The sequence below is a fragment of the Hyalangium sp. genome, assembly GCF_035629615.1.
In the GTDB taxonomy this organism is placed as follows: Bacteria; Myxococcota; Myxococcia; order Myxococcales; family Myxococcaceae; genus Hyalangium.
In genome coordinates this window covers 1-11,495 of the sequence record NZ_DASPHO010000305.1, presented here as the reverse complement: position 1 = coordinate 11,495, position 11,495 = coordinate 1, and the positions used below count along the sequence as shown (strand labels likewise).

At 69.1% G+C, this 11,495-nt stretch carries 10 protein-coding genes; 5 read left to right on the top strand and 5 right to left on the bottom strand.

Annotation, left to right across the window (positions count from 1 at the left end):
* The first annotated feature begins 377 nt into the window (after positions 1-377).
* From VD972_RS15475 to VD972_RS15460, 4 genes are all read left to right on the top strand, one after another.
* Positions 378-1,277: an FkbM family methyltransferase gene (locus VD972_RS15475; RefSeq protein ID WP_324987487.1), complete on the top strand. Its 900-nt coding sequence runs from the start codon at positions 378-380 to the stop codon at positions 1,275-1,277.
* Between the two features lie 55 nt (positions 1,278-1,332).
* On the top strand, positions 1,333-2,655 hold the full coding sequence (locus VD972_RS15470) for a DUF418 domain-containing protein (protein WP_324987485.1): 1,323 nt from the start codon (positions 1,333-1,335) through the stop codon (positions 2,653-2,655).
* A gap of 69 nt (positions 2,656-2,724) precedes the next feature.
* Positions 2,725-3,360, top strand: a complete 636-nt coding sequence (nth, locus tag VD972_RS15465) for an endonuclease III (RefSeq protein WP_324987482.1) — start codon at positions 2,725-2,727, stop codon at positions 3,358-3,360.
* 3 nt (positions 3,361-3,363) lie between these two features.
* Positions 3,364-4,161 carry a YIP1 family protein gene (locus VD972_RS15460; protein WP_324987479.1) on the top strand — a complete coding sequence of 266 codons (798 nt, stop codon included), beginning with the start codon at positions 3,364-3,366 and terminating at the stop codon, positions 4,159-4,161.
* Positions 4,162-4,182: 21 nt separating this feature from the next.
* Here the strand turns inward: VD972_RS15460 and VD972_RS15455 are convergent, their stop codons facing one another.
* Genes VD972_RS15455 through VD972_RS15445 form a run of 3 tightly spaced genes read right to left on the bottom strand, consistent with a single transcriptional unit; the run spans position 4,183 to position 6,968 of the window.
* Positions 4,183-5,016 (bottom strand): ATP-binding cassette domain-containing protein, encoded by an 834-nt coding sequence (locus VD972_RS15455; protein ID WP_324987476.1) that lies wholly within the window; start codon positions 5,014-5,016, stop codon positions 4,183-4,185.
* The gene (locus tag VD972_RS15450; protein WP_324987473.1) at positions 5,013-5,996 is read right to left on the bottom strand and encodes an ABC transporter permease; all 984 of its coding nucleotides are present in this window, start codon (positions 5,994-5,996) and stop codon (positions 5,013-5,015) included. The genes VD972_RS15455 and VD972_RS15450 overlap by 4 nt, the downstream gene beginning before the upstream one ends.
* Positions 5,997-6,002: 6 nt before the next feature.
* Complete coding sequence (locus VD972_RS15445) at positions 6,003-6,968, bottom strand: sugar ABC transporter substrate-binding protein (protein ID WP_324987471.1); 966 nt, start codon at positions 6,966-6,968, stop codon at positions 6,003-6,005.
* Between the two features lie 250 nt (positions 6,969-7,218).
* Between VD972_RS15445 and VD972_RS15440 the strand changes: the two genes are divergently transcribed.
* Positions 7,219-8,067: a PfkB family carbohydrate kinase gene (locus VD972_RS15440; protein WP_324987468.1), complete on the top strand. Its 849-nt coding sequence runs from the start codon at positions 7,219-7,221 to the stop codon at positions 8,065-8,067.
* A gap of 9 nt (positions 8,068-8,076) precedes the next feature.
* Here VD972_RS15440 and VD972_RS15435 read toward each other — a convergent pair whose 3' ends face one another.
* Both VD972_RS15435 and VD972_RS15430 read right to left on the bottom strand, forming a co-directional pair.
* Positions 8,077-9,141 carry a prephenate dehydrogenase/arogenate dehydrogenase family protein gene (locus VD972_RS15435; RefSeq protein WP_324987465.1) on the bottom strand — a complete coding sequence of 355 codons (1,065 nt, stop codon included), beginning with the start codon at positions 9,139-9,141 and terminating at the stop codon, positions 8,077-8,079.
* A 114-nt stretch (positions 9,142-9,255) separates the two neighbouring features.
* Positions 9,256-11,495 (bottom strand): DUF3656 domain-containing U32 family peptidase (locus tag VD972_RS15430; protein ID WP_324987462.1); only part of this gene is annotated, 2,240 nt, incomplete at its 5' end.

Genomic DNA, 11,495 nt, shown 5'->3' with positions numbered 1-11,495 from the left:
AGGGTCTCAAGACGGATCTCATTCTCAGACACTCCCGGGCTGAGCTGGCAAACATCGTCTGCGATCCACCACAGGCCGACGTCACTGCTCGCGCAGGTCTCGACCCATCTCTTTCGGGCGTCCTCCAGAGCGTCGTTGATGTTCATGGAGTGAACTTGATCGCGCGGTTCCCAATACCGGGGATGCGAACATCTATCGTGAGTGGACCGGAAGTGGATACAGGGCGCATACCGGCACACCGCCGGAGCCCACGGTCCCAGGGCTTCCACCATGAGAATCATGCGCTTGGATGCCCCTCTGGCCATGGGGGCACCCTCTTCCTCTTCCATCGCCTTGCCCGGACTCCCAGGCTGCTCTAGAACCCCGCGGGTCCCCACATGCTCCCGCTCAAGCCAGCGCTCCGGGCCGCGCGCCTCGCCCACAGCTTCTTTCCCTTCAGTCAGCTCCGCACCGCGCGCCTGCTGCTGGGGCTGAACGGGGCTCAGCCTCTCGAGGTCCACCGCCCGCTGTTCGGCTACGACTTCGCCCTCCAGGCCCAGCGCAGCACCACGCACATGCTGCTCTACCTCCAGGGCGAGCGCTTCCTGGCGGACCTGGAGCTCATCGAGCCACACCTGCGCCCTGGCATGGTCGTCTTCGACGTCGGAGCCAACATCGGCTACCTGGCCATGTACCTGCGCCGCCGCATCGGCGACTCGGGCCAGCTCTACTGCTTCGAGCCCGAGCCGACGAACTTCGCCGAGCTCCAGGCCAACCTCCACCGCAACCACCTCTCCAACTGCCACGCCCTCCAGCTGGCGGTGGGCGCGAAGGAAGGCACGGTGACCTTCACTCCGGGGCTCAACGGCTTCGTCGCCCCGGAAGGCGCCTCCGGCATCCCCGTCCCCGTCACCCCGCTGGACCTGTTCATCGAGCAGCGACACCTCCCCCGCGTGGACTTCGTGAAGATCGACGTGGAGGGCTTCGAGGTCGACGTGCTCAGCGGGATGACCGCGACGCTGTCCCGGCCCGACAAGCCCATCCTCTATGTCGAGGTCCACGGCCGCGGCGAGTACTACAACGGCAACCCGCGCCGGGTCTGCGAGATCCTCGAGGGCGTCTACCGGAACATCCGCGCCTACGTATCGCCTGATGACTTCAAGGCCCGCCAGGGTCGGCTGCGCCGGGTGCTCCAGCGCGTCTCCCCGTTCGACAGCGTGGAGCGCAGCTGCCGGGTCGATCTGGAGGAAGTGAAGCGCCACGATGAGCGGCGCTATCAGCTCCTCTGCCTGCCCTGAGTGCTCCCCAGGAATACGAGCAAGCAGGCAGCGGTTCCGCCGTACTTCCAGAGACATGACCTCCTCCCCTGCCGCTGTGCCGACGCCTCTCGCAGAGGCTCGCCCGGTCGATGGCAACGAGCGCCTGACCCTCCTTGACGCGCTGCGCGGCTTCGCGCTCTGCGGCGTCTTCATCTCCAACACCTATATGTGGTTCAGCGGCCGGTTCCTGCTGCCTCGAGCCCAGATGGAAGCCACCCTGGCCAGTGCGTCCCTTCTGGACCACGTGACGATCCGGGCGACGGGGTTCCTGGTGTTCGGGAAGTTCATCACCCTCTTCTCGTTCCTCTTCGGGCTGGGCTTCGCCGTCCAGATGGGGCGGGCCGAGCAGCGCGGTGCCTCCATCGTCCCGCTCTACGCCCGCAGGCTGGGAGTGCTCCTGCTCATCGGCCTCTCGCACCTCTTCCTGCTCTGGTTCGGAGACATCCTCACCACCTATGCGCTGCTGGGCTTCGGGCTGCTCCTGTTCCGCAACCGCCTGGACAAGACCCTGCTCATCTGGGCCGCCGCACTCATCCTCGTTGCGCCGATCGCCGGCATGGTCCTCCTCCGGCTCCCTGAGCTCCTAGGCCCGTCCGGAAACATGGCGGAAGCCGCCAAGACGGCCCGGGAGAACTCCGAGGCCCTCAGGGCCCAGCTCCTCGTGGCCTTCAAGAGCGGCATCTACCTCGACGTCATCCGAGCCAACGCCACCTGGTATCTCCAGGAGTTCATCAGGCCGCTGATCCCCTCCATGCTGGCCATCTTCGGCCGGTTCCTCCTGGGACTGGTGGCGGGCCGAAACAGGATCTTCCACGAGCCTACCCAGCATCTGCCGCTCCTGCGCAAGGTGCTCCTCTGGGGCCTGGGCGTGGGAGTCATCGCAACCGGCGCCAGTGCCGCAATGCAGATGCTCTCCTTCTACAAGGTGCTGAAGCTCGACGACTTCCCGTGGCTCCCGTTCGCCATGTGGCCAGTGCGGCAGCTCGGCGAGGTGGGGCTCGCGGCGTTCTACCTGACGGGCTTCACCCTCCTCTTCCAGCGCTCCACCTGGCAGCGGGTGCTCTCGGTGCTCGCCCCGGTGGGCCGCATGGCCCTGACGAACTACCTGTCGCAGACGGTGATCAGCCTCTTCATCTTCTACGGGTATGGGCTGGGGCTCATCGGCACGCTCGGGCCCAAGGCGATCGTGGCCCTCCCCATTGGTATCTTCGTCCTCCAGATCGGCGTGAGCCACCTGTGGCTGTCGCGCTTCCGCTTCGGCCCCGTCGAGTGGGTGTGGCGCTCGCTGACCTATGGCAAGGCTCAGCCCATGCGCCGCACCTCCACCGAGGAGCCGGGCGCGGCGACCGGGGTGTGAGCATGCGCGGGAGGAGCGATCCCTGATCGATTCCTCCGCCCCATTGGTCTACCCTGCCGGGAGCACTCCATGCCTCCCGCTCAGAAGATGGTCCCCGCCCTCCTCGCCCGCTTGCGCCAGGCGCACCCGGATGCGCGCTACGAGCTCCACTGGTCCACGCCCTTCGAGCTGCTCGTGGCCACCATCCTCGCAGCCCAGTGCACGGACGAGCGCGTCAACCGGGTGACCGCCACCCTCTTCCAGAAGTACCAGGGCCCCCGCGCCTTCGCCGAGGCCCACACCGCCGCGCTCGAGGAGGACCTGAAGCCCACGGGCTTCTACAAGCAGAAGGCGAAGTCGGTCCAGGGCATGAGCCGGGGGCTGCTCGAGAGCTTCCGCGGCGAGGTCCCCCGCACCGTCGACGAGCTGGTGACGCTGCCCGGCGTGGCCCGGAAGACGGCCAACGTCGTCCTCAACACCGCCTTCAACCTCCCCTCGGGCATCATCGTCGACACCCACGTGGCGCGCGTCAGCCAGCGCATGGGGCTCACGAAGCGCGAGAAGCCCGAGGAGATCGAGCAGGAGCTGATGCGGCTCGTCCCCCAGGATCAGTGGACCTTCTTCGGTCCGGCCACTGTGCTCCACGGGCGCTACACCTGCACGGCGCGCAAGCCGAAGTGTGACGCCTGCCCGCTGAATGACCTCTGTCCAAAGACAGGAGTGTAGGAAATGTCCGGGCTGGAAGGAGCGATCCAGGCCGCCTGCGCGATCCACCCCGATCGCCAGGCCGTGACGACGTGCATGCGCTGCGGCACCTTCGCGTGCGAGGAGTGCCTCAGCGAGTCCCCCACGGGGGATCCCCTCTGCCCCGCCTGCGTGGCCCGCGCGGAGACGAGCCAGCTCCCCTGGGACTACCGCGAGGAGCACGGCTGGATCAAGGCCTGGTTCAAGTCGCTGGGCCCGCTCCTGCTGCGCCCGGGAGTCACGTTCGCGACCGCGCGGCCCGACGGGGACGTGGGCGGCTCCATTCTCTTCACGATCGTGGCGTGGTTCATCACCTTCTTCCCCACGTTCATGATCTTCGCGGCCTTCGGGGCCATGCTCCCCTCCTTCCTGGGAGAGGGCAACAAGAGCACCGTCCCCATCGGTGCCATCCTCGCGGGCTCCTACGGCCTCATGGCCCTGATCCTGCCGATCTTCGGCCTGGTGTTCACCCTCATCATGACCGGCCTCGAGCACCTGGTGATGATGATGTTCGGCAAGCCTCGGGGGTTCGACACCACCCTCCGGGGCTCCGCGCTTGCCATGGCGCCGTACATCCTCGGAGCGATCCCGATCTGCGGCCTCTACATCGCCCCGTTCTGGTCCCTGGTGCTCAAGGTCTTCGCCTACAAGGCGCTCCACCGCACGACGACCGGTGTCGCCGTGGCGGGGGCGCTCGGAGTGTTCGCGCTGGGCGTCTTGCTGAGCTGCGGGCTCTACGTCCTCATGATCTTCGCCGTGGCGGCCTCCGGCGGCCTCAAGTAACCCACACGGCAGCCTCGGCCTTCACTCGTGCGAGGCCACCCGCCGCGAGTCCGCCCGCACGAGCTCGCCCAGCTCGTGCGTGAGCTCCTCCAGCTCGCGCCCGCCGGCCATCCGCTGGATGAGCTCCTCGCGCGTGATCTGATCCTTGGAGAAGGTGCCCTGGCTGCGCCCGCGGTTGAGGATCGTGAAACGATCGCCGATGAGCCAGGCGTGGTGCGGGTTGTGCGTGACGAAGATCACTCCACAGCCCCGCGCCCGGGCCTGGGTGATGTAGCGGAGCACGATGCCGGCCTGCTTCACCCCCAGCGCCGAGGTCGGCTCGTCGAGGATGAGCACCCGGGCGCCGAAGTAGACAGCTCGCGCGATCGCAATCGACTGGCGCTCCCCACCCGAGAGCGTCCCCACGGGCTCTGAGCTGTCGCGCACGTGGATGCCCATCTTCTCCAGCTCGGCGCGAACGATCACGTCGGCAGCCTGGAGATCGAAGCGCCGGAACGGCCAGAAGCCCTTCACTGGCTCGGCGCCCATGAAGAAGTTCCGAACAATGGAGAGCATGGGGACCATCGCCAGGTCCTGGTAGACGGTCGCGATCCCCACATCCCGCGCGTCCCGAGGCGACCGCAGGCGCACCGCCTTGCCCGCGATGAACATCTGCCCGCGATCCGGCAGGTGGACTCCGGAGAGGATCTTGATCAGCGTGGACTTGCCGGCCCCGTTGTCGCCGAGCACGCACATGACCTCGCCCGCGCGCACGCTCATCGACACTTCCTCCAGCGCCGACACCTTGCCGAAGGATCTGGCCAGGCTCACCACCTCGAGCAGGGGGGGCTGGGGCGCCGCGACAGGCTCGCTCATCGCCGCGCCTCCGCCATCCTGCCGCGGACGTAGGTGTTCACGAGCACCGCGACGATCAACATGGCTCCGAGAAAGACCTTGTACCAGTCGGAGTCCACACCCGCGAAGACGATGCCCTGCTGCACCATGCCGAAGAGGAGGGCACCGAACGCGGCGCCGACAACCGAGCCATGCCCGCCCGTGAGCAGCGTGCCCCCGAGCACGGCGGCCAGGATCGCCTCGAGCTCCTTGCCCGTGCCGCGCAGCACGTCAGAGCCCGTGAACTTCACGGCCTGGAACGTGGCGATGAGGCAGGCGCAGAGCGAGGTCAGCATGAACAGCGCGATCTTCACCTTGGGCACGGGGACACCCAGGTTGCGGGCGGCATCAGGGGCTCCGCCGGCTCCGAAGATCCAGTTGCCGAAGCGCGTGCGCAGCAGCACCCACGTCGCCAGCACGGTGATGCCCACCCACCAGAGGACGCTGACGGAGAAGCCACCAATCCGGCTGGCGAAGAGCGCCTCGGCCGAGCCGTAGTGAAGCGCCTCGTGCAGCCCGCCCACCTGGGTGCGGCCGGTGACGAGCCGCGTCATGCCAATGGTGCACCCGCTCAGGATGAACAGCGAGCCGAGCGTGACGATGAAGGAGGGCAGCCGCGTCCGGACGACCACCAGGCCGTTGGCGAAGCCCACCCCGAGCGACAGCACCATGGCCACCGCGATCGCGGCCCAGATGGACCAGCCGAGCCGCTCGCACAGCAGCGAGATCGTCATGCCGCTGGCGGCGATCATGGAGCCGACGGAGAGATCGAACTCCCCGGCGATCATGAGCAGCGAGACGGCGGCGGCCAGGATCCCCAGCTCCGAGGCGATCTCGAGGTACGTCGCGGATCCGGCCCGGGACAGGAAGCCGGATCCGCCAGCGTAGAGCGCGAAGAAGGCCCAGATGGCCACTACGCCGCAGGCTGCGCCGAGCTCGGGGCGGTTGAGGATTCTGCGCATGTACTCCTACCGGATGCCCTGCTTGCTGAGCTCGATGACGCGAGCCGCGTTGTCCTTGGTCACGAAACCAGGGCCCGTCGGGAGGATGCCACCGGCCGGCAGCACTCCAAACTGCTTGTACTGGGACAGGACGACGATCGGCAGGTAGCCCTGCAGGTACTGCTGCTGATCGATGGCGAACTCCAGCTCCCCGTCCCGGATGCCCGCGAGCACATCCGGCGTCAGGTCGAACGTGCCCAGCTTCACCTTGCCGACGGTGCCGCCCTGCTTGAGCGCCGCGAGCGCGGCCTTCGAGCCCAGGGGGCCCAGGGTCATGATGCCGTCGATGCCATCGCCCAGCGCGGCGGTGACCTTCTGCTGGGAGTCGGTGGGATCCGCCGCGTTCACGGCGAGCACCTTGCCCGTGCCCCCCGCCTTGGTGACGGCGTCCAGGAAGCCCTTGCAGCGCAGATCAAGCGACGCGTTGCCGACCTCGTGGTTGACGCACAGGGCGTTCTTCACGCCCGCGCCGGCCATCTTCTCACCGCCGCCGAAGCCTGCCTCGTACTCGGTCTGGCCTACGTGGAGCAGCACGCCGAGCTGCTTGTACACGTCGCTGCCCGAGTTGATGGAGATGACGGGGATGCCCGCGGCCACCGCGGACTTGATGGCGTTCGAGAGGGCGTTGGCGTCGGGGATGGAGACGACCAGGCCGTCCGGCTTCTTGGCGACCTCCGCGTCGATCAGGCGGCTCATGGCCACCATGTCGAAGGTCTGCGGGGAGTTGTAGGTGACGGTGACGCCGTTGTCCTTGGCGGCGTTCTCGACCCCGTTCTTGACCACGGACCAGAACGTGTCGGACGCCTGCCCGTGGGTGACGACGGCGATCTTGATGTCCTTGCGCGGCGTGCTCGGGGCCTGAGCCGTGCCTTCCTGGCCTGCCGGCTTCGGCGCCTCACCCTTGGTACATGCCGCGGCCAGGACGATGGCCATACATCCAATCAGTGCCCGTATCTGGTGACTCCGCATGTGTGTCCCCTCATGTCTGGGCCGCGGTCCCTGTTGAAGCACCCCTCGCCGGGCCCTTACAGCGTTGGCGGGGGCGCAATGTAGCCCGGCCCTGCCCTCTCTGGGGATCCCTGAATGCGCTTTCCCGCTTCTCTCCACTCTGAGTCCTGGCTGCCCCCCATGCGAGCACCCTGCCGCTCGACGAGGGAGGGGGACTTCGCGTAGCTAGGGGGAGATGACTCCACTTCCCGAGCTGCTCGTCGTCGGCCATGTGACCCGCGACTTCATCCGGGGCGAGACCCGCCTGGGCGGAGCCGCCTCCTTCTCCGCACGGGTCGCGGCGACGCTGGGCATCGAGACGGCGCTCGTGACTTCGGCGCCTCCCGACTTCTCGCTGATGGCCCCGCTGAGGGCGCTGCCCCGGCTCTCGATCCACGTGCTGCCGAGCCCCGAGGTGACCACCTTCGAGCTCGACTACAGCGGGCCGCGCCGCCGCGTCATCCAGCGGGCCGTGGCCCGGCCCATCCACGCCGAGGACATTCCCCCCGCGTGGCGCGACATCCCCGTGGCCTACGTGGCGCCCGTGGCGGGCGAGTGCGACCGCGGGCTCGTCGAGGGGCTGCGCTCGAAGCTGATCTGCGCGGGGCTCCAGGGCTGGCTGCGGCGGCCGGGGGCGGATGGGACCGTGGAGCCGACGATCGCCAGCGAGGCCTCCCAGCCGCCCCGAGGGCTGGGCGCGGCCGTCTTCTCGGAGGAGGATCACCCCGAGGCCGAGTTCATCGCCGAGCAGCTCACCCGCCAGGGCCTCATCGTGGCGCTGACGCGGGGCCGGCGCGGCTCCAGCGTGAGGCAGGGCACGCAGCACTGGGAGATCCCCGCGGCCCCCGCCACCGAGGTGGATCCCACGGGTGCGGGGGATGTCTTCGGGATCGCCCTCACGCTGGCGGTCGCGCGGGGCGCCTCGGCTCCAGAGGCTGCCACCGTGGCCGCGTCCATCGCCGCTCGGGTCGTCGAGGGCCCGGAGCTCGGAAACCTCTCGGCGGCGGACACCCGGCACCTGCCTCCGCGCCCGGCGGCCCGCTAACGCCTCCGGTCACGGCTTGCCGAGCCCCGTGCCTCCGGAACGACGGGACAGCCGGAGAAGGGTGCGAAAGAATACCTCTGCCTCGGGCTCTTCCAGCCCCAGCTCGGAGGCCCAGGCGCGCCGCTCCGCAAGGAGGGACTCCTCACGGGCCGCATCGCCGCCCTGCCCCGCCTGGGCTCCGGCGCGGTCCGTGCGCCGGGCGAGCTGGATCCTTCGAGCCAGCAGGGACATCAGCTCCCGATCCAGCTGATCGAGGTGCGACTGGTACTCGGCCAGCTCGGAAGAACGGACCTCCGAGGTGGGAATCGCCATGCGCCCCGCCTCTGGGGCACCCGCTTCGGGAGGAGGGCGCTCGAGCGCCTCGTGGATGGCCTCGAGCGCCGTGAGCAGCTGGCTCCGTGCCTCGGAGGCGAATGGATTCTCCCGCTGGATGGCGGCGAAGAGGTGCCCGGCGTCGGAGCGGACCGTCTCGATGGTGCGGGCCAGCGACTTGAAGCTGGCGGGAGCGAACGGCACATTGAGCCCCGTGCCGGCATCGATCATTCCCTTGGCCACGAAGAATGTCAGCGCGTGGGTGTGGGCCATCACCTGGTCATGGCTCTCGGGCGTCTGCTCGACGATCTCGCAGCCGAGCCGCTCGTAGAAGGCACGAGCGCGCCCAGCGGCCTCCGGGTGCAGCGGATTGGGACAGATGACCACGCGCAGCGGCCGCTCGGCCATGGCCAGGCTGAGCGGCCCAAAGAGCGGATGAGTACCCACCCAGGGGACCTCGGTGCCCAGTGCCTCGGCGAGGGCCTCCACAGGCTTCACCTTCACGCTGCCCACATCCAGCACGAGCTGCCAGGGCCTCAGGTGTGGGCGCAGATCCTGAAGGACGGAGCGCATGTGGGGCACGGGAACGGCCACCACCACCAGCTCGGCCCCGGCTACGAGCTCAGGCAACGAGCGTGCGCGATGCGATGCCGGAACCTCCACGAGAGGATCCAGGGCCCGGTAGCCCATGCCGGACTCCTCCAGCAACGAGCCGAGCGCCCGACCGAACCGCCCATAGCCCATGAGAGCAACCTGCATCATGTCGAACCCTAGTACAGCCCGCTCCATTGAGTGACCCGCGTCTGTCCCTGGCGCGCCCAACCTGTCAGACAGCCCTACAGGTTCGAAGAGTGCGCGTCGCTCGGGCGGAACGCTTCAGCGGGGAGCCGCGGCCGGCGGGCTGAGCACCTTCATGGTGCCCTTCGTCACCCCGAACTGCTCGTGCACGGCCGCGCGACGGATGGCCTCGGCGGGCGACAGCCGCCCCGCGAGCAGCTCGTGGTAGGCGGACAGCACGCGCGCGGCCTCCTCCTGGGACTCCCGGACAAACTCGACCCGGAAGCTGCGCACGCCGCGCTCGAGGAGCCGGGGCACGAGCGACGCGGCACTCTGGGCCTGGGCGTTGAAGACGGTGTTGCGGCAACCCACGTCGACGATGACGGGGTGATCCAGCCCCAGCCGATCCCGCAGTGAGATCTGGTGCTGCTCGCACGGACGGCCACAGGTGCGGAAGTCCCGCCCGTTGGACAGGGTGTGCGAGTACACGCAGTGCTCGGTGTGGAACGTGGCGATGTGATGGTGGAGCGCCACCGTGAAGCGGTGGGCGGGCGCATGCTCCAGCAGCGCGAAGAGCTGGGTGGCGTCCAGATCGTGAGAGCACGTCAGCGTGTCCAGCCCCAGCCCGAGCAGGTACGCGGCAGTCACCGAGTTGGTGACGTTGAGCGAGAAGTCCCCATGCAGCACCGGGCGCGGCTGGCCCGCGGGCCGCTCGAGGAAGTGCATCATCGCACCCCAGTGGCGCACCAGCACCGCGTCCGGACGCAACCGGTCGATGCGCTGGTCATAGCCCTCCTCGCCGGGCTTCTGGACGCGGACGGTCGCGATCGTGACGCGCAGCCCGGCAGCCCGGGCCCGCTCCACCGCCCGCTGCAGGCCTACCAGCTCCATCCAGTCCAGCTCCACCTCGCGCAGCCCCGCGGCGATGACGGCCTCGAGCTGCGCGTCGTTGCGGCACAGGGGCAGCAGGCGCGCGGACTCCTCGGCAGACCCCGTGGACGCACGCCCCCCGAGCGAAGCGCGCACCGTGTCGAGCACCGGGGCCTCCACGACGGTCCGCCGGTATCCCTTCTCCACCGCGGGAGTGAACTCCGCGACGAGCTGACGGCGGAGCGCCTTGAGCTTGGAGACGGGCAGATGCAGCCCCGGCACCAGCGCAGAGCCGTCCAGCCGTGCCAGCCGGAAGGGCGTGCCTCCAAAGGCAGCGAGCTTGTCCCGCAGGAGCGCCTCGTCCAGTCCTCCCCCTCGCGCCGGAGCGAGCGGGATCGCGCTGACGACCGAGGCCACATGGCCCCAGGCGCTGGCATCGATGCGGAGCGGGCTCCCCTCCGAACCCGAGATCTTCAGCTCGAGGGAAATCCGGCCCTCGGGCTCGCCCTGGGTGAGCAGGCTCTCGACGCGACGGGCCAGGGCAGGATCGCTGTTGATCCACACCCGCTGCCCCACCGCCACGCGCCCCAGATCCGGCCCCGGGTTGCCAAAGCCCAGCACCCACCCCTCGCCTCGGCGCTCGACGCGGAAGATGGGGCCACCGGGCTCGTTCTTGTCCTCGGGCCTGCCCGCATCGAAGACGACGCCCATGCCAGGACGCGGCTCCACGGCGTCGGGCGTGGGCTCTCCCTTCAAGGGCGAGGACACCTGCCCGGCGGGGCTCTCCGGGCGCTCCGGGCCCAGCCCGAGCCCTCCCGTCCACGGGCGCTCATCCGGGGAAATCACCACCTCCTTGCCGGAGAGGGATCGCACCCGCCCGAGGTACACGCCCCGGTGCTTGGGAAAGCGGCCCTCGACGAGCGTCTGATGATCCGAGCCCGCGAGGAAGCCGTGCGAGAAGCCCCGGCTGTACGCAAGCGCCATGTCCGCCAGGTCGCGCTTGAGCTGCGCCTCGTCAGGCGCGCCCGCGAGGATGCCCTCCACCCAGCGCCGATAGCCTCCCACGGTGGAAGAGACGTAGGCCGGCCCCTTGAGCCGCCCTTCGATCTTGAGGCCGTGCACGCCGATCTCGACCAGCTCGGGCACGGCGTAGACGCCCGCGAGATCCTTGGGGCTGAGCAGGTACTTCACCTCCCCCAGCTCCCGCGTCTGCCCATCCACGACGAGCTCGTACGGCAGGCGGCAGGACTGGGCGCACTGGCCCCGGTTGGCGGAGCGGCCGCCCCAGGCCTCGCTCGTGAGGCACTGGCCGCTCCAGGACATGCACAGCGCGCCGTGGATGAAGACCTCCAGCTCCACCGCCGTCTGCCCCGCCAGCTTGCGGATCTCCGCGACAGAGAGCTCACGCGGGACGACGACCCGGCAGATCCCCAGCCCCTGGGCAAAGCGCACGCCCTCCGCGCTGGAGA